At 42.0% G+C, this 24,582-nt stretch carries 33 protein-coding genes and 2 pseudogenes; 3 read left to right on the top strand and 32 right to left on the bottom strand.

The features are described from left to right. Positions 1-56 precede the first annotated feature (56 nt). Genes ACESZH_RS19180 through ACESZH_RS19155 form a run of 6 tightly spaced genes read right to left on the bottom strand, consistent with a single transcriptional unit; the run spans position 57 to position 7,059 of the window. Positions 57-560 (bottom strand): hypothetical protein, encoded by a 504-nt coding sequence (locus tag ACESZH_RS19180; RefSeq protein ID WP_373218446.1) that lies wholly within the window; start codon positions 558-560, stop codon positions 57-59. A gap of 9 nt (positions 561-569) precedes the next feature. Beyond that, entirely contained in the window at positions 570-3,485 is a 2,916-nt protein-coding gene (locus tag ACESZH_RS19175; RefSeq protein WP_373218445.1) for an ATP-dependent helicase, read from the bottom strand. Between the two features lie 54 nt (positions 3,486-3,539). Then, entirely contained in the window at positions 3,540-3,776 is a 237-nt protein-coding gene (locus ACESZH_RS19170; protein ID WP_306529333.1) for a helix-turn-helix transcriptional regulator, read from the bottom strand. 31 nt (positions 3,777-3,807) lie between these two features. After that, a complete protein-coding gene (locus tag ACESZH_RS19165) occupies positions 3,808-5,643 on the bottom strand; it encodes an AAA family ATPase (RefSeq protein ID WP_373218443.1) in 1,836 nt (611 codons plus the stop codon). Positions 5,644-5,657: 14 nt separating this feature from the next. Beyond that, positions 5,658-6,095 (bottom strand): ABC-three component system middle component 2, encoded by a 438-nt coding sequence (locus tag ACESZH_RS19160; protein WP_368211182.1) that lies wholly within the window; start codon positions 6,093-6,095, stop codon positions 5,658-5,660. Continuing rightward, positions 6,076-7,059: an ABC-three component system protein gene (locus tag ACESZH_RS19155; RefSeq protein WP_373218442.1), complete on the bottom strand. Its 984-nt coding sequence runs from the start codon at positions 7,057-7,059 to the stop codon at positions 6,076-6,078. Before ACESZH_RS19155 ends, ACESZH_RS19160 begins: the two co-directional genes overlap by 20 nt. A gap of 401 nt (positions 7,060-7,460) precedes the next feature. Here ACESZH_RS19155 and ACESZH_RS19150 point away from each other — a divergent pair, with 401 nt between their 5' ends. Next, a complete protein-coding gene (locus ACESZH_RS19150) occupies positions 7,461-8,063 on the top strand; it encodes a hypothetical protein (protein WP_373218440.1) in 603 nt (200 codons plus the stop codon). Between the two features lie 61 nt (positions 8,064-8,124). Here the strand turns inward: ACESZH_RS19150 and ACESZH_RS19145 are convergent, their stop codons facing one another. The 4 genes from ACESZH_RS19145 to ACESZH_RS19130 are packed head-to-tail and all read right to left on the bottom strand — an operon-like array spanning position 8,125 to position 10,450. Continuing rightward, positions 8,125-8,400: a hypothetical protein gene (locus ACESZH_RS19145; RefSeq protein ID WP_288837284.1), complete on the bottom strand. Its 276-nt coding sequence runs from the start codon at positions 8,398-8,400 to the stop codon at positions 8,125-8,127. After that, positions 8,393-9,349: a ParB N-terminal domain-containing protein gene (locus ACESZH_RS19140; RefSeq protein ID WP_373218439.1), complete on the bottom strand. Its 957-nt coding sequence runs from the start codon at positions 9,347-9,349 to the stop codon at positions 8,393-8,395. The genes ACESZH_RS19145 and ACESZH_RS19140 overlap by 8 nt, the downstream gene beginning before the upstream one ends. Continuing rightward, positions 9,339-10,124: a ParA family protein gene (locus ACESZH_RS19135; RefSeq protein ID WP_373218438.1), complete on the bottom strand. Its 786-nt coding sequence runs from the start codon at positions 10,122-10,124 to the stop codon at positions 9,339-9,341. Before ACESZH_RS19135 ends, ACESZH_RS19140 begins: the two co-directional genes overlap by 11 nt. A 2-nt stretch (positions 10,125-10,126) precedes the next feature. After that, positions 10,127-10,450, bottom strand: coding sequence for a SymE family type I addiction module toxin (locus ACESZH_RS19130; protein WP_373218436.1), 324 nt, complete (start codon positions 10,448-10,450; stop codon positions 10,127-10,129). Between the two features lie 118 nt (positions 10,451-10,568). Between ACESZH_RS19130 and ACESZH_RS19125 the strand changes: the two genes are divergently transcribed. Beyond that, positions 10,569-10,796: a hypothetical protein gene (locus ACESZH_RS19125; protein WP_009266066.1), complete on the top strand. Its 228-nt coding sequence runs from the start codon at positions 10,569-10,571 to the stop codon at positions 10,794-10,796. A gap of 548 nt (positions 10,797-11,344) precedes the next feature. Here ACESZH_RS19125 and ACESZH_RS19120 read toward each other — a convergent pair. From ACESZH_RS19120 to ACESZH_RS19110, 3 genes are all read right to left on the bottom strand, one after another. Then, complete coding sequence (locus ACESZH_RS19120; RefSeq protein WP_373218435.1) at positions 11,345-12,034, bottom strand: 4Fe-4S double cluster binding domain-containing protein; 690 nt, start codon at positions 12,032-12,034, stop codon at positions 11,345-11,347. 260 nt (positions 12,035-12,294) lie between these two features. Continuing rightward, complete coding sequence (locus tag ACESZH_RS19115) at positions 12,295-12,636, bottom strand: reverse transcriptase domain-containing protein (RefSeq protein WP_373218434.1); 342 nt, start codon at positions 12,634-12,636, stop codon at positions 12,295-12,297. Positions 12,637-12,757: 121 nt separating this feature from the next. Continuing rightward, entirely contained in the window at positions 12,758-13,090 is a 333-nt protein-coding gene (locus ACESZH_RS19110) for an RNA-directed DNA polymerase (RefSeq protein WP_373218432.1), read from the bottom strand. 276 nt (positions 13,091-13,366) lie between these two features. Between ACESZH_RS19110 and ACESZH_RS19105 the strand changes: the two are divergent. Next, positions 13,367-13,830 (top strand): annotated as a pseudogene (locus ACESZH_RS19105) (TnpV protein). Here ACESZH_RS19105 and ACESZH_RS19100 read toward each other — a convergent pair. From ACESZH_RS19100 to ACESZH_RS19010, 19 genes and pseudogenes are all read right to left on the bottom strand, one after another. Then, positions 13,793-14,362: a GNAT family N-acetyltransferase gene (locus tag ACESZH_RS19100; protein ID WP_373218430.1), complete on the bottom strand. Its 570-nt coding sequence runs from the start codon at positions 14,360-14,362 to the stop codon at positions 13,793-13,795. The pseudogene ACESZH_RS19105 and the gene ACESZH_RS19100 sit on opposite strands and share 38 nt — an antisense overlap. A gap of 3 nt (positions 14,363-14,365) precedes the next feature. Beyond that, the gene (locus tag ACESZH_RS19095; RefSeq protein WP_373218428.1) at positions 14,366-14,848 is read right to left on the bottom strand and encodes an N-acetyltransferase family protein; all 483 of its coding nucleotides are present in this window, start codon (positions 14,846-14,848) and stop codon (positions 14,366-14,368) included. Positions 14,849-14,981: 133 nt separating this feature from the next. Next, entirely contained in the window at positions 14,982-15,464 is a 483-nt protein-coding gene (locus ACESZH_RS19090) for a class I SAM-dependent methyltransferase (RefSeq protein WP_373218426.1), read from the bottom strand. 362 nt (positions 15,465-15,826) lie between these two features. Next, positions 15,827-16,363 carry a transposase gene (locus ACESZH_RS19085; protein ID WP_373218424.1) on the bottom strand — a complete coding sequence of 179 codons (537 nt, stop codon included), beginning with the start codon at positions 16,361-16,363 and terminating at the stop codon, positions 15,827-15,829. A 150-nt stretch (positions 16,364-16,513) separates the two neighbouring features. Beyond that, positions 16,514-16,885 carry an RNA polymerase sigma factor gene (locus ACESZH_RS19080; RefSeq protein ID WP_373218422.1) on the bottom strand — a complete coding sequence of 124 codons (372 nt, stop codon included), beginning with the start codon at positions 16,883-16,885 and terminating at the stop codon, positions 16,514-16,516. Further along, positions 16,812-17,144, bottom strand: coding sequence for a hypothetical protein (locus ACESZH_RS19075; RefSeq protein ID WP_373218421.1), 333 nt, complete (start codon positions 17,142-17,144; stop codon positions 16,812-16,814). The genes ACESZH_RS19080 and ACESZH_RS19075 overlap by 74 nt, the downstream gene beginning before the upstream one ends. Next, positions 17,027-17,428, bottom strand: coding sequence for a hypothetical protein (locus ACESZH_RS19070; RefSeq protein ID WP_373218450.1), 402 nt, complete (start codon positions 17,426-17,428; stop codon positions 17,027-17,029). Before ACESZH_RS19070 ends, ACESZH_RS19075 begins: the two co-directional genes overlap by 118 nt. Then, entirely contained in the window at positions 17,428-18,342 is a 915-nt protein-coding gene (locus tag ACESZH_RS19065; RefSeq protein WP_373218420.1) for a carbohydrate kinase family protein, read from the bottom strand. The genes ACESZH_RS19070 and ACESZH_RS19065 overlap by 1 nt, the downstream gene beginning before the upstream one ends. Before the next feature lie 100 nt (positions 18,343-18,442). Further along, a complete protein-coding gene (locus ACESZH_RS19060; protein WP_373218419.1) occupies positions 18,443-18,634 on the bottom strand; it encodes a hypothetical protein in 192 nt (63 codons plus the stop codon). 33 nt (positions 18,635-18,667) lie between these two features. After that, a complete protein-coding gene (locus ACESZH_RS19055) occupies positions 18,668-19,921 on the bottom strand; it encodes an MFS transporter (protein ID WP_373218417.1) in 1,254 nt (417 codons plus the stop codon). A 47-nt stretch (positions 19,922-19,968) separates the two neighbouring features. Next, positions 19,969-20,148: a hypothetical protein gene (locus ACESZH_RS19050; RefSeq protein ID WP_373218416.1), complete on the bottom strand. Its 180-nt coding sequence runs from the start codon at positions 20,146-20,148 to the stop codon at positions 19,969-19,971. A gap of 14 nt (positions 20,149-20,162) precedes the next feature. Next, a complete protein-coding gene (locus tag ACESZH_RS19045) occupies positions 20,163-20,540 on the bottom strand; it encodes a VOC family protein (RefSeq protein ID WP_373218415.1) in 378 nt (125 codons plus the stop codon). Then, on the bottom strand, positions 20,537-21,451 hold the full coding sequence (locus tag ACESZH_RS19040; protein ID WP_373218413.1) for a DUF4097 domain-containing protein: 915 nt from the start codon (positions 21,449-21,451) through the stop codon (positions 20,537-20,539). The genes ACESZH_RS19045 and ACESZH_RS19040 overlap by 4 nt, the downstream gene beginning before the upstream one ends. Before the next feature lie 26 nt (positions 21,452-21,477). Continuing rightward, on the bottom strand, positions 21,478-21,699 hold the full coding sequence (locus tag ACESZH_RS19035; protein WP_373218412.1) for a hypothetical protein: 222 nt from the start codon (positions 21,697-21,699) through the stop codon (positions 21,478-21,480). A gap of 70 nt (positions 21,700-21,769) precedes the next feature. Further along, positions 21,770-22,408, bottom strand: coding sequence for a type 1 glutamine amidotransferase family protein (locus ACESZH_RS19030; RefSeq protein ID WP_373218410.1), 639 nt, complete (start codon positions 22,406-22,408; stop codon positions 21,770-21,772). 358 nt (positions 22,409-22,766) lie between these two features. After that, positions 22,767-23,012, bottom strand: a pseudogene (locus ACESZH_RS19025) (TfoX/Sxy family protein); the annotation flags it as partial. A 4-nt stretch (positions 23,013-23,016) separates the two neighbouring features. Further along, entirely contained in the window at positions 23,017-23,238 is a 222-nt protein-coding gene (locus ACESZH_RS19020; RefSeq protein WP_373218408.1) for a hypothetical protein, read from the bottom strand. Then, positions 23,235-24,023 carry a DUF998 domain-containing protein gene (locus ACESZH_RS19015; RefSeq protein ID WP_373218407.1) on the bottom strand — a complete coding sequence of 263 codons (789 nt, stop codon included), beginning with the start codon at positions 24,021-24,023 and terminating at the stop codon, positions 23,235-23,237. Before ACESZH_RS19015 ends, ACESZH_RS19020 begins: the two co-directional genes overlap by 4 nt. Then, positions 24,020-24,556: a hypothetical protein gene (locus tag ACESZH_RS19010; protein WP_373218405.1), complete on the bottom strand. Its 537-nt coding sequence runs from the start codon at positions 24,554-24,556 to the stop codon at positions 24,020-24,022. The genes ACESZH_RS19015 and ACESZH_RS19010 overlap by 4 nt, the downstream gene beginning before the upstream one ends. Positions 24,557-24,582 lie beyond the last annotated feature (26 nt).

Raw genomic sequence — 24,582 nt, 5'->3', positions numbered from 1 at the left:
TTCTTTTAATTATTCCATATATTAGAAATATTTTCCATAGAAATATTACTCAAAAATTAATGCAATTTTGTACTAGTAACTTCAATATCACCATTAATACAGCGATAATCTCTTGGATGTTGAAGTAAAGAAGATTTAATTTCAATGGTATAAATGCCACTTGTTTCCAAATATTCTCTTGTCTCAACAGTAATTGTTCCAGAGTCTCCCGCAATACTAATCACATCATTGTTTATCCTATCAATTGCTGACTGCAATATATTGGTGGTAATATCATTGCGATAAATAATTCCATCAAATGGTGCATGCTTATTAAAATTATCTCTTCTCATCTTGTCATATGCCAAAAATCTGGAAGTACTATTATCCCTTAGAATATTTTCTATTACTATTTCCGCCCTTTTTCCCTGAATTGTATTTTCCCTTATTTCTTGAATTGGACGATCGTGTTGCCATGTATTATGCGTATGAGTTACGATTTGTTCTATCTCAGCCTGATCTAGTTCAGATACAGCTGGAATAGGACATATTATAAAATCGCTAAATCTTTTTATTTCCATATGTCCTCCCTATTGTTTCTTAACTTTCTTGCAATAATACCTCATATCGCAGTTGAGACATGACTTCTTGTTCTTTGCCTCTGTAGAAAATTCATGGTTTTGAATCTTAGCTACAACCTTATCAAATTCAGAAATCGTCTTATCAATTGAGTACTGAGATTTCTCAAATGTAACAGTAGGATTTGCCCCTTCCTCACCAGTGTAATAAAGATGCATCCTACTCACATTCTTTCCTGTTTTTTCCTCTACAAGATGTGCATATACTTCCAATTGACGCTTATAGCGTTCAAAATCCTCTGACCGTTCAGTTAAGTCTGGTCTTTTCTCCGACTTAAAGTCAACAATTTCCACTGTATTTCCATCTCCACGAATCAAATCAACGGTACCCTTAAGTATGTATTCTGGCTTTACAAGGCTCACATCAACTTCTGCATCTTGGATATGACTCCAAAGAGATTCTCCTGTCACTGCTCCATCTCCTGTCAAGCCTGTACCATTAGACATCCGTTCTACATATGCAATCACCTGTCTATAAGCAGCATCAACCTGCTTGACACCCAAATAAGAATGTTCACTCTTAGATAAAGTCAAATAATTTGTATCGAGCCATGCACGCACATTGTCCGGCGTAATAGTACTCTCTTCGTGACGCATTGCTGCTCGATGTACATCCTCTATTGTTTCATGAACCAGAGTTCCAAACAAAGTAGCACCTACTCTAATTTGTGTAAAACCCAACTCTTTGAAAAATTTATACTGTAGTGAACAATTCTCATATAATTCGATATGAGATGTAAATGAAAACGACTTCTTAATATTTACAGGCTTAACCATTTCCAATTCCATTTCTGATAAATCTACATCATTATATGATGGTAATGTGCTATAACAAGATTCAAAATACTTACTTGGAGTTCTTCCGATGCCATTCTTTTCATAGCAAGAAAGAACTAGTAAGTTTTGAGCTCTAGAGAACGCAGTATAATACAATCTCCAAAAGTCAAAGAATTTAATATCTTCTTTCGCTTCAAAAGCAGGTCTGTGAAAATATTTCTTTTCTATCTCTTCAATAACTCCATCTGATTGTGTTCTCGGAACAGCAGACAATGAATCAACCATAACAACCGGAAATTCCATTCCTTTAGATTGGTGAATTGTCATAAAAGAGACACATCCACTTGGTGCATACTCAGAATCATCCTCGTATTCCGTGATTCCACCTTCAAATAAAAAGCGCATATACATATTAAAGAAGATTTCCGGAGCACTTATTATATTTTTCTCCGAAAATACTTCTATTCTGTGCAAATATTCGTATTTGCCCAAAACAGCTGAAAGAATAGATATATTTCTTGCGGCTCTCTCATCTGTAACACCACTGCCAATATCAATTCCAACATATCCCCTAAAAGGTTCAAATTCCAGCAATTGATAGATAATACCAGTAAATGCATAATCTGTATTACTTTTCAATTGACTATGATTACGCAATATATTTTCATACCATTTTTTCAGATCTTTATGTGCCTTAATAAGTTTCTGCGCTGCTTCGACACATTCCTCACGATAGTACCTATAAAGAACTGGATAAGAATATGTAAAACTTTCTGTTTTAAGTCTTAAGAAATAATTAGGGAAACACATTATCAAACATCCCAATATTTCTTTAACTTCAGGCCTAGTAAAAAACATCTCTGATCTCGGCGAATATACAGGTATATTCATAGCTTCCAAATACTGAATAAGATTAATTACCTTGTCATTCTTAACCGATTTGCACAGAAAAGCCACCTGATTGTAATCTTTTATTACACCTTGATGCTTCAACGATATAACAAAGTCGTATACACTATCATACCAATCCTCTACACCGTTCTTTCCAGAACATTTTACTACTCTTGTATCTGAAGAATAGTCTTTCTTGCCAGGCACAATCTTCTTGGGAAATCTAAAATTTTTCCACACAAACTTTTCATCAGTAGATGTCATCCAATCATTATAAAAATCTATAATTTCTTTTTCTGATCGATAATTAATGGTCAAATCAACTCGCTTACACTTCCCATCAATAAAATGATCCGGGAATTCAAGAATGTTTCTTATGGTCGCTCCACGGAATCGGTATAACCCTTGATCATCATCTCCAACAACACATATATTCTCTGACTCTCCTGCAATAAGGAAAACGATTAATTCCTGAATATAATTTGTGTCTTGGTATTCATCAACCATTACATATTTAATTTTTTCTCTTATTTCTGCCAAAATCCCCGGATGGTTAAGCATAAGAGAATATGCTTCTGTTTGAATAGATGAAAAATCAATCAAGTTTTCTTCTTCAGTTATCTTCTGATATAATGCCAAAACATTAGCCATACCAACAGTTGCTGGATTAGAATCTCTCAACATTCCATTAACATCCACCAACTCTTCTAATAGATTACTTACATATTTTGCAATTTCTCCAGCTTGCTTCCATGTTCCAATTTTTTTTGTAAATATATCCTCATAGTGAGGTAATGCCCTAAAATCGTTTATATGTTGAAAAACCATGTACTTCTGATCAAACTGATCCAGCATTCGATAATTTTTCTTAACTCTCGTGTATTCCAAATGCTCCTTTATTACTCGAAGGCATATAGAATGAAATGTTCCTACATACATCTCATTAAGGTTCACTTGAACCCCCATCTTATACAATTCATTAGTGATACGAGTAATAAGCTCCTTTGCAGCCTTTTCTGTAAAAGTAGCAACCATTATTTCTTCAGGTTGTATTCCTCTTTCAGTTATTAGATAGACTATACGCTTAACAAGAGTAAATGTTTTTCCGGTTCCTGGGCCAGCTATTATTAGCAATGGGCCTTCTGTTGTCTGAATAGCTTCTTTCTGTTGATCATTTGCGTTTCCAAAATCAAAAGCCATTAGTCCACCTCCTCAAGTATTGTCTATTAGAATTGTCATTCTATTTCAGCTTAATTATTGTCCATCTTCGATTAATTCATCCGGGACATCAATCATCTCCATAATATCCGACACATCGCATTCTAGTCCCGTGCATATCTTTTGCAGGACTCCCGTCGTCAGGTTTTCATTTTTTCCAAGCTTTGCAATTGAAGCTGAACTAATTTTGCACATATCCTTCAAGTCCGTGCGCTTAAGTCCGCGATCAATTAACAATTTCCAAAGTTTGTTATAACTGATTACCTTCGCCATATAAGTTCTCCTCTTAGTTCTTCAACAACTATTAATTTTTTACGCTTTTAAGGAACCCATAGGTGCCTTCTCTTTCGTCTGTTGTATATTCAATTAAATTAACAGATGAGTAATCTACTCCTTCCGGAATTTCATTTTCTGCAATAATCACCTGATTGTTTCCGTAATGATTTACAATATATTTGAACAGGGATTCCCGCATTCCAGGTGTGGCTTTTTCTTTCTCTGTAATTTTGTGTTTTTTCTCCTTTAAGGACAGTATTGGTGAATCTAAAATCAAAAGATGTGGTGCATAAATTGCGTTTTCTTCCAAATACTTCATAAGGTTAAATAACATAATTGTATTCAGATAGGCTCTATATCCCTTTCCTTGATCCTTCTTAAATTTTCCACCAACTACCACATCTAATGTATCTATATTCAATCTGGATTCCGGTGAATTTGGATATCCACACTCTTTTATCATTGAATTTAGGTTATCACTCAAAACCTTCCAGGTATCTTTATCGATAAGTTCTCTTCCTTTAAACTTTGCACTTTCACCATCTTCTTCATTTTCTTTTTCAAATACATCTGTATTAAGCTCTGTTGCCATAGCATCAATTGCATATATCTCTTGCTTAGCTCTTAAAATTTCTTTATAAGCTTCAACAGACTGCCTGAGTTCTGCAGCCCTTGGTTTTAATTCTCCATTAATCGAATTTGTAATTTCAGCAATCTGATCATCTATCTCTTGCAATTTTCTTTCGTACTTATCAATGCCTTCGCAAACATCTGATTCAGCAGAAATCAAATCACTGATCTGTAGCTGAATCCTTTGAATCTCTATTGTTGCAGACTCTATGTATGATTCATGCGCTACAGTTCCTTTTTCTATTTCATGATTACAAAATGGACACGCAACTGCCTCATCAATAGTATCTTCTTTTCTTTCTCCATCGCATATAAATTGTAGGCGCAATATGTCCGCTTCATATTGAGATTTTAATACACGATACCTATCTTTAAGGAACAATGCTTCCTCAATTTTCGTACTAATTTCGTATCTCTCTCTCACTAATTCTCTATTTTCTGATGAAGCTGTTCCTATTTCATTTTCTATCTCTTCAATCGCTGAAAGTAACTCTTCTATTCTTCCTTCTGCATCAGTTTCCCCAACTGCTTCCCTAGCCTCGAGCTCCGCTTTTCTTTGAGATAATTCTTCAATTTTCTGATTCAAATAGGCAATAACTCCTGTACGCTCAGTGATTCTCCGCTCACGTTCTTCCTTAGTTTCTTCCGGCATCAAATGCATAGAATCATCACCGGTCAACAAGAAATTCAATGCACACAGGTATGCATTAATCTTGCTGTAGCTTGGTGAATCTAGAACAGTTCTTTTTCCAAAAATATGTTCTTCATCTATAAAAAAGAAATGTATCAAAGTACGTATTCCTAAGCTTTGAGAATCAAATCCTTCTGTTGAAATAATCTTGTGATGTTCATTAATTCCCATCAATTTCAATAAAAGATCACTGTACTCATTTTTACTAATGCTATATGGCCCGCTCTCTACATTTGGATAATTACTGATCACTTCTACGGAGTTTTCACCCACTTCACCGTTTTTTCCATCGATAATCTTTCTGGTCATAGATATTGCATATCCATCATCCGACTCCATTGTCATCGTAACCGTATCATACCCAGTCGATGACTTAGTGAAAGGTGGGTCTCCGGCAAACATAAAATTTATGCAATTGATTATATATGATTTACCTGCATTTGAAGGTCCGTAAATAATATTCACTCCATCATTGAATGACACTTCAGAAAATAAAACCTTTTCTCCAGTAACGGATATTTGCTTTATAAAAAATCTGCTCATCAGCCAATCTCCTTTCACAGTGATGTCGACAACTTATTTATCTGACTTATAATTTGCCTTTCAGATTTATTCCCAATCATCGCAATTGTTTTGCTTGCATATTCTTTATATTTCATTGCAAACTCGCTATCCAACATAGCACAATACTCTTCTCCCTCAGATGAAATCACGTACGACATTCCCTTACTTGTTTCGACTGGTTGCACTAATCCTTTTAATACTAACTGCCGTAGACTCTCCTTCACCAAATCTCTTCGACCGGTAAACTCACTGAATTTGAATGGATTGCTTCCATTCAACTCTTCATTTGTAATACCAAAGGTTTTTCCGTACTGTGTCATAAAATCAACTGCATATAACATATCCAATGTTTGAGGCATCTCGTATAAATTCAAAAGAAGAAGCATTCTTAGCGAGTTTTCAAACACAGTATTAAATAGCCTGTTCATCATCGTCTCGTACCCATCCGTCCAATTTCCCTTCTTTAACAAGGAAATGGCACACACCTTTCTTCTGTGGATTTCCTACCCAATCAGTATCTCTGCTTAACCAACACTTATCAACTCTCGTAGCAGATGCCTGCGACATCACTTTGCGCAATCGTGCATATCCACTTTTGTATTCTTCTTCCCAAACTTCCTTTACACCTTCATAAGTCTCATTCTTCAATACATCGAACTGACTTTCATCACTGTATATGTCGCGCGTTCCTCGTCTTACAGCTTCTGCCGCAAAATAGTAACCTCGTTGATCTGAAAAATGCTGTTGATGCTTTGGAAACCCTGCAATCATAGACTCATCAAAGTCAGGAATACCCTCTGCCTGACCATATACGGCCATCAGAGCATCTGCATATTTCCGTTCTTCCTCTATTACTTCTGGTGGAGTAGGTATCTCTCTTAGTGGATGTCTTTTATAATCTTCAATTTCTTGTGTTGTTTTTATTCTTATCTCTTTCAAAACATTATCTCTTGTCAATGAATACAGATAAGTAAACCCCAAGAACGCTGCAACTTTATTCCTAGAGGCATTCTTTAATAATTCTTCCTTTTTCGCTTCCGATATCGACGAATCCCCCTCGATTATCTTCTTAAGATTAGAAATCAAATCATCTATACAGTCACTATGTAATCTCTTTACCACATTTTTCTCGAAATATTGTTCAATGTTGGACCGCACTTTATCCTTATTTGCATTAGTTCGTATAACTTTTAGCGCATTCCCGCCTTTTTGACGATTCACAATCTTACTAGCCGCAGATTTTTCGGTCGTGATAGTGCCATTTTCTTTGTTTACCAACTCCATAGGTTCAGAAACAGCATCATATAGTAGATTAATCAAATCTGGATCTGCGATTTCTTCTGCCCATGCATTTTTCAGTTCTTTTAAATAGGTTGCAAAAACCAATTCTGCCAATGCTTTCACCTCCCAAAATTGCAACTCATCCTCAACTTTCAACCAACTCGTCCCAAACGATTTTTCCCTTATTTTTTTCTACAATAAAAGTGTTCCAAATGAGAAAAGAAGAGAATTTCACCATGATATTTCATTATATCACACATTAGGAGAAAAATCGATATTTTCTTTACGTACGTGAACATTTTCTTTTCTCTGTAAGAACATCACAAAACAACTGCTTGGCCAGCATCTTCTTAGGTTGTGGCGTGATGAACCCAATTAACCGCATCAGGGGCTAAGAAGCCTGATTGCTTATTTTACGGAACGGAGACGTACCATGAATAAGACAATCGATGCTTATCTAAATTTCATATCGAAGCCTTCGTTCCGCATTCAGCGGACACTGGAGGCCGCACGATATGGAAATCAATGTAAATGTACAGACAAATACTGAAAATCATCAGTCAATCAACGACAAACACAACTACGACAACCGTTGCAGTTACAACAATCTCCCGCTTAATCCGGGAGAATGCCTCGTACCAATCCGTGTGGACTGGGAAATGGTGAAACATTTCAATATGTGTCAGGACAACCTTGAGACCTGGCGTATCGGACCTAACAAGGTTCTGGTAGCATTTGCTCCTGTAAAAATTGAGGACAAGCCTGCTGCCCTTAAACAGTTCAATGCCGATGTCAGAGAACACTTTGCATCCTTTAAGACAGATGATGTTCTCTCCCTTGACCAGTTTATGGATGAAGCTGCATCAGAAGATAGCAAAGGCTTTGAACCTGCCTCTCCGGAGAATCTGGAAGAGACGGTTATGCTCCGTATGATTATTCAAGATCTCTTAAAAAAGATTCACGAAATCAATCCTAAGTATGGTCGTATTCTCGACCTTATCTGCGAGGATTACACCAAAGGACAGATTCTTGATGAATTAGGTCTTGGTAAATCCCAGGGATATGCTGACATCAAAGCAGCCCAGGCTCTTGCAAAGAAACTTTATTTCGGTGAATAAGCTTCTTGCTTAACCTGAAAACAGCGGTATCCTCACTTCGAAGATACCGCTGCCTTTTATGTTATACGCATTTTCTTACATTCAACTGATAATCATCGTGTCTCACAATACTCTTAATCGCCTGTCTCAGACTCCTGGCGTGTCCGTGCTGATGATATCCATCCTTAAAACGATGCTTATGGAATATGATCAAAGCTTCCTCTGTAGGATATCCGGCACAATGCAGGTACCAGTAATGCCCGGTATTCCTGCTCTGTATCGTCACATCCTGGCTATCAGCAATTATGATATTGAAGTAATCTCCATCAATCTTATCAAGGCTCTTCTGTTCAAACATTCGCAGCCTCCTTACTGAACCAGGCCTCCAATGCCTGTTCCACTATTGCATCCACCTGGTTCGGGTCCATTCCCTCAAAATATTTCTCCACAATTCTGCCTGGAATCTTGTAGCATTTCTTTTTGATGGTTTCTGTACTTAAATATCTTTTTACCATTGCCTCTGTCAGAGCACCAGAATGACTTCTAAGCTTCATAAGCATCTCTATGGTGATTTTAGTTTTCTTCTCCTTCATAATCTCATATACCATCGTCTGCTCATTCTCCGGAAGGAAAGCCAGCTGTAATGCCACCTTCGTATAGAGGGCACCTCTATCCACCATATCCTTGAAGGGTTTAATCAGGTCATTCAGCTTAAGTAATCTCCCCACAGAGCTACCGGACAATTCATATTCTTTGCCAATGGCATCCCGGGTAGTCAACTTCTGGTCACAGTGACCAGAAGTTACATCTGAGGACTTGCCCTCTAACCTTGCAATCTCATTCAAGATATCATTTCTCTTTCCCTGACAGGAGCCCTTTTCATACCTTGCCTTCAGCACCGCTGCCTTCTCCGATATTGCCAAATCCGAAAATGACCTTTGCATCAGATTCGTTTCAATCACATAAACATAAGCCTCTTCCTCAGATAATCCAGTCTTTACTATCGCTGGTATTTCTTTAATTCCTGCCAACTTAGCTGCATTCCAACGGTTATGCCCGGAAAGCATTTCATAACCGGTATCAAGCTTCTGTACAATAACCGGATTGAGCACTCCGTGCTCCTTCACACTTGCAATCATATCTTCTAAGCGTTCTCCCTCATACAGATGAAATGGATGGTCATGGAACGGCTGTATACTCTTCACCGGTACCATCTGGACACCTCTTGGCATTGTTACTTCTTCCATATCTCCCATCAGCAAATCTACTGCATCACCAAATACTTTTCTCTTTGAATTAGTCTTCATACGCAATTATCTCCTTTGCAAATTTTCTATATGCGATTCCTGCAGATGCCTTTTTGCTATACTGAGCAATCGACATATTGTAGTAAATACTCTCTCCCACCTTGACCGTTGCCGGTATCCTTGTATCAAATACTTTGATTTTCCCCTGGAAGCTTCCGGTCACTTCTTCTGTCAGAACTTTACAAAGAGTGGTTCTGCTCTCACACATGGTTAAGAGAATGCCTGCGATCTCCAACTTCGGATTGATTCGCTTCTTAATCTTTCCTACAATTCTTAGAAAATCCTGCAATCCCATCATCGCCAGAAGCTGAGGATTTACCGTAATAATCACCTCATCTGCCGCAGCCAATGCATTGATGGTAAGCATTCCCAAGGACGGGCAGGTATCAATCAGTATGTAATCATATCTGCTCTTCAATGGTTCCAGAACCTCTGCCAGCATCCTCTCCGCACCCATTTCTGTTCTAAGCTTTGCATCCACCACAGACAGATAAATAGATGATGGAAGATAATCCACGCCGTCTCTACTCTGAATATAATCTTCAAAGCTCTCTGTCACCTCTTCTTCCATCTGAGCCATCATCAGATGACCAATCGTATATTCCAGTGCTCCAGTATCTTCTACTCCGTAGCAGGTAGTCAGATTTGCTTGACTATCAAAGTCTACCGTCAATACCTTCTTTCCCAACTCCTTCAAAGAATAGGCCAGGTTAAGTGTGGTCGTGGTCTTACCCACGCCACCTTTTTGTGAACCGATGACAATAATCTTTCCCATAATCACTGCACCTCTCTTCCGTTATATTCTGTATTTCTCTCAGCCACAAACTGCGCATGGAGCTGTTCCTTCTCCGCCTGAAAACGCTTCTGAAGCTTCTTCATTCCCTTCTCCATGAATTCTGCTTCTGCCTTTGCCATTGCAGCCTTTTCTGCATCCGGAGTAATAATCAACTTCCCATCCTCACAGCTGACAGTGATGTAGTCACCAATCTCAAATCCCATTTTCTTGAGCCATTGACCTTTGAGAATGATGGTAGGTGTTGCCTTGTAGTTATATCCGCTCTGTTCGTGAACCTTCATGCTTCTAATCTTCTGATTTTTCATAAGCTTGTCTCCTTTTTCAATCAAATGTCATTTTTTGAAAATCTTACATAGTCTTATGTATCAATCTGTGCTATACTTTTCACAGGCAAATCTGCCAATACACATACTGGAGGCTGTCATGAGTGAAGAGAAAAATGGTTCCTATAAGGGCTTAACCGAAGCTCGCAGAAGAGCGAACAAAAAATATAATGACCGTTTCGTTGAAATTAAGGTTCGTGTCACCCCAGAGAAGCGTGCCATCATTAAGGACCACGCAGAAAAGATGGGTGAAAGTGCCACAGCCTTTATCAATAGAGCAATCGATGAAGCCATGAAACGCGATCAGGAATCTAATCCCGAAACGTAAAAAATCCGGTGACGTATGGATACATTTCCACACATCACCGGATGATTTTTCCTCTCAAAAATTATCTCCGTTGTGTAATTTTCTATATGAATATATTTGCAACAAGGCTCCCCATCTGCATGTTTTTTCATTAATTTTTACACATTTCAAATGGTCTAAACCTGGTCTAAAACAGAACTGTGAAGCTTCCCTTTCCCCGATAAATCAAGACTTTTTAGAGAGTTGCCAGTGTACTGCCGTGGCAGACGAATAATACTTTTATCATAAACGAAAATCCTCCTAAAATGCCGTGTTCTGCCCCAATTTGCCGCAGTTTGCCGATTATAATTTTTGCTCTGAGATTATTAAATTTTTCACAGAATAAGCAAAATGCGGCAAATCAGAGCAAGCCCGGGACATGAAACGTAGTAAAATCGTAGTAAGAATTTTTTTGGGGGTACTACTGCGATTATTCTACCATAAACCGCAGGATTTTGGGAGTAGGGAAATAGAAAGAATGAAGGCAGCGTCCCAAAACGCTACCCCTGTGAATTCAACAAAACTGGAATTTATAAAGTTCTATCTTGCAGATATCTTTTGGTATATGAACAAACCGCAAAACATTTTCCGCATAAATCTGTTTCAATGCCTGTACTTTTTGACATTATCTCTACTTGTTTTTTGTAACACTTTTCTATATCCACAATTCTTTCTCTTGGCATACCAACCGTCCATAAACTGTTCTTTAATGCCTGTGCTGGACAATTTTTTACACATTGGCTACACATTCCACAATAGGATTGATTGACCGGCTCATCACATTTCAAAGGTGCATTGGTCAGCAAAGAAGAAATACGTATGGCAGAACCATATTGAGAAGTTACCAATAAACAATTTTTCCCAATCCAGCCAAGTCCGCTCCTTGTTGCTACCGTTTTATGGGGGAGTTTAGAGCGTTTATTTTGATTTACTTCCACGCGCCCTGTGGTCTGTGCATAAGCTTCAAATCCTCTTTTTTTCAAAAAGTCTTCTCCTGCCATAACGATTTCATTTAATTTCTTGTTTAAAGAATAATATAAATCATAATATTCTTTCGTTGGAGCTTCCTGTAAATCAATGATGATGTCTTTAGGTAGTGCAACAGCGATAGAAATTCCTGTTTTAAAATTACAATTTTCAACCTCACTCATATCCCCAATTCCAATCAAATCAGCACCGCAATAGTACAATAATTTTTTGATTTCGTCTGTCAACTCCATAAAATCACACCTCACAGTCGAGTAGACTTACAACTCACAATGTAAGCCCCTCACAGATCCGTACGTGCAGATTTCCCGCATACGGCTCCTCATAATAACATTCGCAGTTTCAAAATAAGCTGACGTATATATTCGGTGTTACCAGTGGATAGTATTTCAGCATTTCAATAAATCCTTCGCGCGTGTAACTGACACCATAGTATCTATAATGCCCTGCAAGTTTCAGATTGAGCATCCCCATTAGTTTCCGCAGTTTCTGGTCACGATTCGCATACAGCCAGACTTTCATATCCTTTATTTTCTCCATGTTTCTCTTTTGAACGCGCCAGATAAGCTCCACTTTCTAACATTCTGCTTTTACTTTCTTCCAGTTCCAGTCCAAACTTTTCCATCCGGTCCTTTTTAAGCTGATAGTATCTCTCCGCGTCCCATTTGTACTGGAATTCCGCAATGAAATCATCCGCATACACAATCAGAAAGTTCTCACCCTTGCTTCCTTTTGCTATGATTAACTTATACCACAGTGTCAGTACATTGTGCATGTAAATATTTGTCAGAAACTCCCCTTTATCCATTACCCCGGCTTTCAGATATTTCTTCACAAGCCATAGTATGTTTGAGTCTTTAATATACAGATTCAGAAATCTTATTATCCATTCTTCTTCATATGGTCAAAGAACCCTTTTATATCCGCATCAACTACATAACAGATTTTCGTGTGGTTTAGCCTATAGTACAGCTCTTTGACCGCTCCGTGGCATCCCCGATACCCAATGGTATTAGTTTTCCATTGCTTTTCGGAATATACACCCGAAGCGACGGCTGTGGTTTATATGACTTACTTTTCAGCCTGTCAACCAAACTTTCAATGTTTTGTTCCAGATTTCTTCCGTATTCTTTCTTTGTAATCTCGTCAATTCCACCAGCTTTATTTCCGTCCAGTTCCTTATGGCACTGTATCAATAATTCCCTGTTGATTAGATGATACAAAGATATGAATTCCAGTCTCGGCTCATGAGCCGACTTGTCTGCTATTCTCTCTAATTTCGTTTTCATCAATATCTCCGTCCCTGAGTACGGTTGATGTGTCCTCAGAAAGACCGTTATTATGCAGCTCCTTTCCTCCATCGTCATTACCCGATATCTACGGTACTATGGAGTTATCCGATTGCCTGCCATTCATTTGGAATTCTCCATTTCATATCTGTTTACCATACTTAGACTTCAAGAAATGACAGGCTCTCCCCAATTTACTTCATAAGGGCAAAAATAAGGGAAGGAAAATCTGATAACAAGCTATAACAGCGAGTGGCAATCTGGAAACTGTAACATATGTGCGAATATATTATACTGGAGGATTTCAGAATGGACAAGTACATTTATCACGAAAACAACGATCTTTGGTATGAGTTGCAGGGCGATTATTATATCCCCTGTTTGAAATTACCCGCCGAAAAAGAAGAACGGCATATCGGCGTATGGGGGCAGCGGCAGGCAATGTTGAAGAACAGGCACAGGAACTGTTTGACCGCCTGATGAAGCAACGGGCGGATCGTGAGGGCATTACTGAAAAGTTGAAAGCCGAAAGACCTATGTTATGGGTCGGCAGGATGAACGCTCTGCTCGCCTACCGCAACAAGCTGATTGCACAAGGCAGATACACGGATGCGGTTGACGAGGTTATGATAAAACTACGAAAACAAGTATACGGCGGCAAGGAGAATGATTCTTCTTGCCGCCATAGTTATTTAAATACAATTATTTTTCCTGCCTTATGTTTTCCCATTCGCTTCTAATAATACCGTAATCGGATATATCGAGAAATTCTCCGGTCGAGGTTTTGAAGTATTCACGCTTTGTTCCTTCAAATGTAAGACCGCATTTTTGGGCAACTCTACCCGAAGCAGGATTTTTAACAGCGTGAGATATTCCAACACGGTTTACACCAATTTCGGCAAAGAGATAGTCAATGACTGCTTTTGCAGCTTCAGGCATAAAGCCTTTATTCCAATAAGCGTAACCCATACAGTAGCCAAGATCCGCATATTCGCACTTTTCACTCAATCGAACAACGCTGATATTGCCGATCGGTGTCCCTTCGTATTCCATAACCCAATTATATGTGTTCGGTTTCTCGTATGCGGCACACCAAAGTTCCAAGAGTTGTTTTGTTGCTTCAGGTGACTCGTGAGGACACCAAGTTAGGTAGCGTGTAACTCTTTCATCGTTTGCCCAATTCTCAAACATTGCTTGAGCATCGTCAACAGTAAATCTTCGTAGTATAAGTCTTTCAGTATGTATAGTTTGTGTTCCTTTATGCGTAATCATTTGTTAATCCTCCAATCTATATTCCATTCTGCGGATACGGTCGGTCATTCCGCAGTTCTCATAAAATGCAATCGCATCCTTGTTAAATCCCCATACGCCAAGTTCAATCATTTTGCATTTCTTCTCTTGAGCCTTTTCTTTACAACACTCAAACAGCTTTCTTCCAATTCCGTTTCTTTGATGGGATTTTAAGACACAAATATCATCAATGTAGAAACAGTCAAAGTCGATGTATGTAGAGTGGTTTCTGTAAGAAACAATCCAAGCAAAAGCGTATCCTATAACCTCGCCATTATCAGTTTCGGCAATGTAGATAGTGTGTTTCGGATCATTTAACCTTTCTGCAAATGCTTCCTTTGTAAAGTAGCGAGCTTCGGTTTTGAATAAGTCAGGTCTGCCTTTATGGTGTAAGTCTGCAATCTCTTTCTGAAGTGGGCGGATACGCTCACAATCGTCAATGACTGCGGTTCGTATATTTATGTTCATTTTTCTTATTCCTTTCTAAATATATCAAGTGTGTGATGAGAGTAACCGACCATATCTTGTCTTTCGCAAATGGCAAGATGATATTTTAGATACAGTTCGTACATTCGATCATCCATTTGGTCTACGTTTTCTCTCATACGATTTGTGTAGCCGTCAGTAGCAATGAAATGAAGTTGAGTAACATTGAACTCTGAACGGAGCTTATCAATATCTTCCTTTCGATGTAGCTCGAATATGTCCCACGGATTTGAAAAGGTGTCGAATGTTTCTGTGTTGAGCATACATTTTTCGATGATGTTATAGATCTAAAATCAGACAAATCCATAGCATTACCTTGCGTGATTGTTACGGGTTCGCCTACGATCGTGTTTTGCTTGAAGATTTCTATATTATGCTCAACTAATTCGACTGCATCCACTCGATGGCCTTTTTGTGCCAAAGCGTGGCTATATCGACCTGTTGCTGCACCAATCTCCAAGACTCGCATATTTGGCTTGAGATACTTTTCAATATATTTCATAGTAGTGATATACTCTACCATTCCGTGTTTTGAGATAAGACGACCTTCTTCATCGTATCTCTCATAATAATTTGTTAAATAGTCTTTCGTTTCCATATCGAAACTCCTATAAAAAAGTATAAAAAAACAGTGCAAGCTAAAATTCACTCATAGCTTGCACTGCGTTTAGCTTAATCAGATTAGAAATACACTCTAATTACTTGAATAAGGGTATAGCAATGTAAGCCCGTTGTTCTGCCAATAATAAGCAGGGACTGCGGACTGCATAACGAATACATTATTAAAACGGTCGATACAATTCAACATTGCCTTACCTCCTAAATAATTTCAAATATTATACTCCTTTTGATTTCAGTTGTCAAGGAGTTTGAGAGAAAATGTTCCAATTCCAACCATTCCAACGTAACTATTCAGCCTAACGGCTGAGCGGTTCTAAAAAAGACATTGGAAAAAACGGGTCAATAAATGGCCCGTTGACCAGCAAATATACTGTAGATACTTCCAAATACCTGCATTTGTTTTTTCTTACAGGTTTCTATGATACTCATGATATCACAGTACAGTTTGCTGCCGCTTTCCTTTCTGAAACCACCGGACATCTTCTGGTGTGACTTACACTTTCGGAGATCCCGTTCCGAATCATTATTATGGAATTTTACATCCGCATTACGCAGGAACAGAAGGTGGTTATTCTCATATTTTGTTAGTCGGTTGAGCAGGGTCAACTCCTCAGATGACGCATATTTATTCTGCGTTTTCCGATTCTGCTCATATCCTTTAGTCAACAGCTCCTCAAATTGTTTTATGATTCGGTCAGATTCCTCCTCCGTGAAGAAGCTTTTCTGTCGTATCAGTTCTTTGCGGCGGGTATTGGCATCTGACAACAGACGAATCATCTCTGTGCTCCATGAATTTCCGGTCTCTTCTGAGTTTTTCCTCCGGTACCGCAGCAAATAAATGTTGCATTCTGCGTGTTTGCGGCCGAAATGATACATCGCGGTCTCGTGGAAATCCAAACAAACTCAGCGTACACAACGTCATGGCGAAATCTTCTATCGTGGTACCGGCAGCCTGTTCTTCCTTGGAACTCGCCTTTTCCTCGCCGCCGCTCACGGCTGCCAGAATCACAGGCACCGGGATAGGTTTCACTTGTTCGACCATTCAAATCCCTCCTTCATCAGATATTCGCGCAATTCTTTCAGTGTGATAAGCCGCCGCTTCGATACGGTCTGATGGACGATGTTCAGCTTCTCGCTGATCTCACGGTCCGTCATACCCAGGAAGTAGGACAGCAGGATCACATCCCGCTTGCCCTCCGGCAACTGTGCCAGAGCGTCAACCAGAAGATCGCCGGTCACAACAACCGGGAGGCCCAACACTCCAAAGACATGCTCGTCCATGAAATGCTTGTCCCAAAGCTGCAGGCATCCTCCGCAGACAGATTCAAACTTTGCTATTGAAAGAGAACAGGGATGCATCCACACCATTTTCTTTAGCCAGAACCTTCCGAATTTCATCGAAAAATCCCAGGAAAGTGACGGGAGCGGAACGCCCGGTTGCTGTGACCGGAGATTGATCGACCAACACCACCTGGTCTGCATATTGACGGGCAAAGACATCCCGGATCAAGGTACTCTTTCCAGACCCGGCAACGCCCGTTACAACGGTAAGTACATGAAGCGGAATATCCACTGAAATATGATCCAGGTTATGCAGACAGGCATCACGGATAGGAAAAAACTCTTTTGGTTTCCATGGGTTCGGTTTGATGGGCATCCGCCGTCTTTTCCAGCCAGAGGTCCCACATCAATGACTTCATCTGCAATGGAAATAATGGCATCGTAAGCAAGGTAGCCCTTGAGTATTTCTTCATAGCCGTCCTTGATAGAACAGATTCCTGGTGTTTTCAGCCAGCAGAAATTGCATCCAACACAGGGGCGGATGTCCATCTCGTAAACGTGGATAACCTTGCAGTCTGGAACGGTCATGCACAGCTCCTGAATTGCCTCCAGTGCTGCAGGATCATCCTTGGAAAGAGTGTTGACAATCAACAATCGCATTACAAAACCTTCCTTTCCTCAGACCGTTCATAAATCGCTTGAAGTGCATCTTCTGTCACAAATCCTTTTGCCGCTCCGCTGACACGGATTTTGGCGGAAGCGAATAGCTGCGCACGGGTTAGAGCATCCAGGGGAGAAAAGCCCTGGATATAATAATGGAGGAACGCGCTGAACAGAGCGTCTCCCGCTCCCACCGTATTTACCACTTCACCGACACATACAGCGGCCTGCTCATGGATTTGGCGGTCTGAACTTTGGTATATAGCCGCGCCTTTGTTCCCACGGCCCAGAATAATGATCTTACTGCCATAGGTCTGGACCAATTCTAGCAGGAAGCCACGGTAGTCTGCCCCGATACCCTCATCACTCAAGAACAGAATGTCCGCATATTCCATGAATTCCCGGTTATAAGAATCATGAAGATCGGATAGAACATGGACATCGGTGGCAATGGGCTTGCCTGCTGCTTTTGCCAGATGCAGAAGTTCCCTGTTGAAATTGGTGTTGCAGGCAGCAACCAGATCCACATGGTCCAGCAGGTTTTTCTCAAAGCTGTAGGAAGCCTCCTGAATATCCTTGAGATCGCAGTAGACTTGACGTTTTCCTTCTGCATCATATAAAACAACCGAGTTTGGCGTCTGCCGCAGCTGTGGCCTGATATAGCTCGTATCAATTCCGTACACCATGAGATCTTCTTTTATGTAAGCTGCCGGAAAATCATTTCCTGTCATAGACAGCAGCGTGACATGATCGCCCAATGTATTCAAGGCTATAGCAATATTGTAGGCTACGCCGGAAGCGGCGGTATTTACCCCAAAGAAAGGATAACCAATGGGGTAATAGCGGATCGGAAACTGGCGCACCTGCACCGTGGTTTCCGTATTTACAAGGCCAGAGATCAAAATATGCTTCATTGCATTTCACAGTCTCCTTTCTGCCTGCAAAGGTAACGTAGTAGCTCCTTACCGCCATGCCTGTCAGTTTGTTCATGTAAGTATGCAAGGACGCAAACTGTCAGAATTTGACTGCCGCAGCGAGATATGCCGAAAGCCGAAGCAGCAAAACCATTGCAACTGCATACCAAATTTCAACCGGAATCCGTATCCACAGAATGGGAGAAAGTGGATAGGTAGGCATCAGACACACTGTTCCGACTATGCGCAGGATGGTAATATAATTGGGTATATTTGTATTTCTTTTTTTCATAGTTATGAGAGACTCATTTCAATGAGCATACCTTTATATAGTTTTATCGGCTTGGGACATTCCATTCTCCAGTTTACGCACCGCTTTTATAGGATAAATAGCCAACGCCATAATACCAAGCAGCAGCCCGGATACCATGATGACCGCGGCAGCGCCTCGTCCGACGCCAATCTGAAACTGATCGCCAATCCTGTCGGCTAAGACACCCACCAGACCATAGGCCACTACATAACCAATCTGCGATAAAAATCCGATGAAGCCCCATGCCCTGCCTTGCAATTCATCCGCAATATTTGTCCTGACAAGGTAATCCAGACAATTATTCGCAAAAGGAAGCATGGCAAAGAATAAAAATCCCGCAGCACAGATCAGGTAGATATTTTCCTTCAGTCCGAATATCATCATTGCAACGCCTGCTGCGGTAAGGGATGCAGATAAGACTTTCACATAGCCTTTTTTAATTCCCCTGGTTCCCAAAAACAAACCGGAAACCAGCATGCCGCTGGCACAGACTGTTTCCCCAATTCCCAATGTGGCACTGTCTGCAAAATCCAGGATCAGCGGCTCCGCCAGAATCTGAAAGGCCCCCATAAAGCAGGTCATAACAGAGGAAAGCAGGATCAAAAGGAAAACCCCTCTTTTTTCCGTAACAGCCTGCCATCCCACTTGCAGGGCGGTCAAAAACGGTTCCTTCTTTTCTGTCGCTTTTGCTGCCAGACCTTTCCGGACCACGCCGGTACAGATCACCGTCAGGAAGAAAGTACCGACATCGACGATCAAAAGCAGCCGGATATTCGATACAGTCAAAAGCACTCCGGCAAGAATAGGGGAAATGAGGTACCTGGCGCTTCCTGCAAGACTGACCATCCCGCTGGATCTGGAATATTCCTCTGCATCCAAAAGGTCTGTCACTGTCGCACGGTAGGAAGGTTCCAACAGAGAAGAAAAGACTGAGCTGATCGTCACGCCGATGCAAATTTCCGTAAAGCTGGCTCCGCCGCTTAACATGCAAAACAAGATAAACAGAATACCAACCGCAGAACAGCCATCCCCAAGCATCATGAGCAGCCTTCTGTCATAGCGATCCGCCAGAACACCTGCCGGAACGCTGAGAAGCAGTGTCGGCAAAAAGGCCAGAAGGGTAACGAGGGCCATGTCCGCTGCACGTCCGGTCTGCTCAAATACATAGACACCCAGACCGAAGCTGGTCAGTCCGCCGCCTATGGCGGAAACCAATTCTCCTGTCCACAGCAGCAGGAACCGTCTAAAATTTCTTTTCTTTTTCATCCAAAACTCCTTATTAGTCCATCTCAAATACCGGCGTCTTCACATCCTCAACTCCGGCTTCGGTACAGTTCCATTAACAGGCCTGCACCTGCGATCACCGCGAGAATACATCCTGCCGCCAACAGCGATGTCAGGTCCGATATGTACCGGCTGAGTTCCATCCGGAATAATACCGTAAACAGTCCCACAACAAATAAAACAGTCCATAGCCCTAATTTTTTGCTCACTTTTCTGTCTCTCCTTACTGCATACATCCTTTTACAAACTTCATCGGCACACCCATGCGCTCCATTACCTGCTTCGGCATCATGCCGCTGGCCCACTGGTGTTCCTTGACCAGGTGGACATAGTGAATATTCAGCCCCTTCAGCTTTTCCGCGAAGGCGTCAAAATCGTCCTCCTCAAAATAAAGTTCGCCGGTTTTGCCATACCATCCCAGCGCATCGGGGGATATTCCGATAAATTCCGCCCAAGTTTCGCAGGTTTGAAGGCATACGCCGCCGGTCAGCGTTACGTTGGCTCCAAAGTCCATGATTTTGCGCAGGCCCAGCACCTCTTTGTAAAAGGCCACGGATTTTTCCATGTCTGTAACGGCCAACAATGGATTTTTGAATTTCATTTTGTGTCCTCCTCTTTACCGCCGTTGACTTGTATTCTCAAATCACCCGAAGTCGTTTCAACGCTGCACGCACAGGTGCCGTCCCCGAAAACAGAATCCTTTCCATCCGTCTTACCGGGCAGCTCTGATGAAAGTTTTCCGCTGACTGTACCAAAGCGGAGGGTCATGCCGGTATCTTTTGGTAAAATGAGCGTGACCGTGCCGGAGCCGGTGGATATATCAATTCTGTCCGGTGCCTCTTCCACAGATAGGAGTAAGGCCCCGCTGGTAGAATCCATATCAACTGTGTCAACCATCTGCGCTGTAACCGACGCTTTGCCCGAAACCGTGTTTACACACAGCTCTCTCAGTGCCCCAAGCACCTCGGCTGTAACGGCTCCAGATGTGGTATCGAAATTCGCACTCTCTGCAATCTTGCAGCCCGTGACTCCCAGATCACCGGACATCGTATTGAGGTTCAGTTCTTCCACCTGAATAGAGTCGACCTCCATCTCGGCGGACACACCGTTGATTTTCAATCCTTTCAGCATCAATTCCTCCGGCAGCAGCACCGTCAGATCTTTTTTCAGACCATTCAAATCCCACTCACCGCTGTCGCAGAACTGAATCCGCAAGGTCGTGCCGTCCAGCCAGTGATGAACGCTGTTGTCATTTGTCAGCGTCCGATTGGCTTCTTCCGAAAACCGGACGATGTCCTCCTTGTGGGCAGCCACATTGACGCTGCCGCTAAGCCATTGAATTTCCACACGCTCCACCGTATCGGTAATACTGGCTCCGCCAGCGACATATTTCTCCACATTGTCGTAATAAAAGGACGACAGACCAGTGGGTAAATGAACCGATATCCGGCATCCGCTGAGAAGCCCGGCGCAGACCGCCAGTATCATCATAATAGAAAATGTCTTTTTCATTTGCTTTTCTCCCTATCAACTGGAAGTTAACGATTCCTGTAAAAATTTACAACTTCCACATTCCCATCCATTACTTTATTCGCTACACTAAAACCACATTTTTCAGTATAAAATTCCATTCCTTCTTTCGTTTTTCCATAGGCAGGACATTCTCCATACCGAACATAATCGTCATAAAAAGAAGAGTTATAAATATCAATCAGCAAATTTGCATCGTCTTTAACTGCTTTTCTATACGATAATTCCATTTCTTCTTATTCTCCAAATCTTGATTCCCCTGGATGCCAACATCCCCATGCTGCTTATGACAGAGGCAGCTCAAGCTTCATCGCTGGACGGCAACGTCTGTATGAGGGCAAAGAAATGTTGAGGCGCACCAGTACGAAAATATTCATACCAAGATTCCAGTGTGTTGGCTTGGAAAACACCCAAATGCTCAATAATCTGTTTCGCCCACAGCAAAGCTCCGGTGGGAGCTGCGGTAATCAGATTGTTGTCCGCAACGGAGGGTTTGTCAACATAGAAACTTTGCCCTTTATAACCGGGAGCAAACATTTCAAGATATCCTGCTCCATTGCTGGTGTGCGGACGCTGATCCAGCAACCCGTGGTTGGCCAGCGCAACGGTAGCCCCGCAGATGGCGCATACCGTGGCTCCCACGGAAAGAAGCTCACCTGCTTTTTCGATGACCGCGCCATGTTTCGGGTCATTCCATGTATTTGCGCCCGGTAACAGCAGCACACTTGTTTCACGCACAGCAATATCATTGATACCGCAATCGGGCACGATGGTCAATCCGCCCATTGTTTTTACTGGCTCTTTTGAGAAGCTGACCGTCTTAACCGATACACAAGGCGCGCCTTTTTTGAAAAAACGCCCGGAATTCAATTCCGCAGTAACATACCCAAGCTCCCAGTCGGCTAAAGTATCAAGAATATAAACATAAATTGTAATCATAATTTCCTCCGTTTCCTTATGGACCTTTCCCGATCCATGTCAATTCATCTGCCAAACAACTTACAGGATCTCTTTCTTTCACAAGGTCTCGGACGTTTTGAGCCGGCATGATGTTTTCTGCATTCGTCACACTTTCCGTGATGTTCACACTTTTTCTTTTTACACGGACAATTCACATTTGTGCTGAGTTTCCTGATGTACATTTCCATCACCCATATATCTCCAAGAATGATGTGATTTTACCGTGCGTGTACGCACCTTCAATCAAGCCAAACTCAGGGTCATAATATTTGTTGTCATACAACAACACCCAATGTGTATATCCTGCATTCGTACGGACTGTCAAAATAGAATTATGGTCGTCCACGTTCTCCACAAGCAGCATATCCTTTGCGCCCTCATAGGGCGGCTCATAGCGGGCATCCGGCATCATACGGACCGCGCTGGGGACCGGCTTTACCAGCAACCGGTCATCGCACAGATAGGCCGCGATCTTTCCGCGGTAATAGATCATGTACTCGCCAAAGGCACAGCGATAAGATATTTCCGTCAAGTCCGAAAGCTGATCCAGAATAAAATGCAGATATTCCTTACTCGTTGCCATATTGTTACCTCTGTGTTTCCTGCCCGCTTTTCCGGAAGCGGACTGTCTGCTGTTTCATGGAGATCCTCTCCACCTGCCAGCCATAGGCCAACAATTCCTTTTTATATTGCAGAAAAGAGTGATCAATGGGCAGGCCACAGATGGTTTCGATTTCTGCAAAACGCAGCAGCAGCGTTTGACCGCTCTGTCCTTGTATGTACGTCCAAAGAGGATTATATTTGCTCATTGTTTTTCCCATCCTTTGAATAAATAGATTCCAAGCACCGCATTAAAACCCGTGACGGAGAACAAACTGAAGCGCTCCAGAAGGCCCAAATATTCTTTCGGCGCTATGTTCACCCCGATTCCCCCCACAAGCATCAGCAGCAGAGCGACAGCCGCATACAAGCCCAGGGAACGGCACGCTCTTTTATGCCAGCCGCCATAAAATATCATCACCAAAGACACAATAGATAACACCACCACTGCCACTGTCACCACAAGGTGCATGATGTTTTGAAAGCCGTTGGGATTCCCAGCATCGGTCAGGGGGAACATACTGTACCCCACCGCCGTGACCCAGTTCATCACAGCAAACAGATAAACACCCGCCCGAAGCATTCTGTTGCAGTATCCCTGGATCGCAATACAACTCACTGTGCAGCAGACAATCCCACAGGGCGCATAGAGTGCGGAGATTTGATTACACAGTGTTCTGGACGGCGAGCTTTCCGCGCTCAAATCGCTGACCGCCTGGGCCATCCAGTCATAGCCCGGATATGCCCTCGGCGCAAAGATCACCGCTGCCGCAAAGGACAACAGGCTGACGATACCCAAAAGGCCCATGTAGTTGGTCAGTGTTTTTTTCATTCCTCTTTCTCCTTCCTCGAAATCAGGGATGCAATAGCCATTCCCCACAGTGCCCCCCCGTTTCTCATCCTTCTGCTTCTCCGCCATGTGGTTTGCTGCCAATACAGCCAATGCCAACCCTACCAACACCAAGGGCAGGGCAGCCAATATGAATTCTTTCATGGCAGGTCCTCCTGCTTAGCTGTCTCCAGCTCCGCACCATAGTGGAACACTAAGGATGCCAAAATCAGCACAATGCCCAGCTCCACGGAAACAGCGTTGCTCCAATCGGGAGCATTTGTCATGCCAAAGCAGCCGTAAATCACAGCGGAAATGATGGCCGCAACCAGAGGCATAACGATGGTTTTGATGCCAAGACTTCTGATTTGATCTGCGCCGTTGTGGGTAAAAGGTGTGCCGTCTGCCTGCTCGGTCTTAAAATAGCGCCAAGCAAACAGGAACAGAAGGCCGTCGGTCAGCGCGAGTACGGCGTCGGACAGCAGCACGCCAATCATTGGAAACAGGCCGGAGGCCTTCGTCAGCCCTATCATCGTTTCCAGATCCGCACCATACACCTTACCGCCGTGATACCAGACGATGGCGCAGAGCAGACCGATCAGTGTGAGGCCGCAGCCAACAAAGGCTAAGATCATCGCGACCTTGGACAGAGTTTTGAACACCTTGAAGGTTTTTTGAATTGTAATCAGATTTTTCATGTTTTTCACTCCTTTTCTTTTGTTCT

The organism is Ruminococcus sp. 5_1_39BFAA, from assembly GCF_964240875.1.
Classification (GTDB): domain Bacteria; phylum Bacillota; class Clostridia; order Lachnospirales; family Lachnospiraceae; genus Blautia_A.
This window is presented reverse-complemented; position numbering and strand designations above follow the sequence as displayed.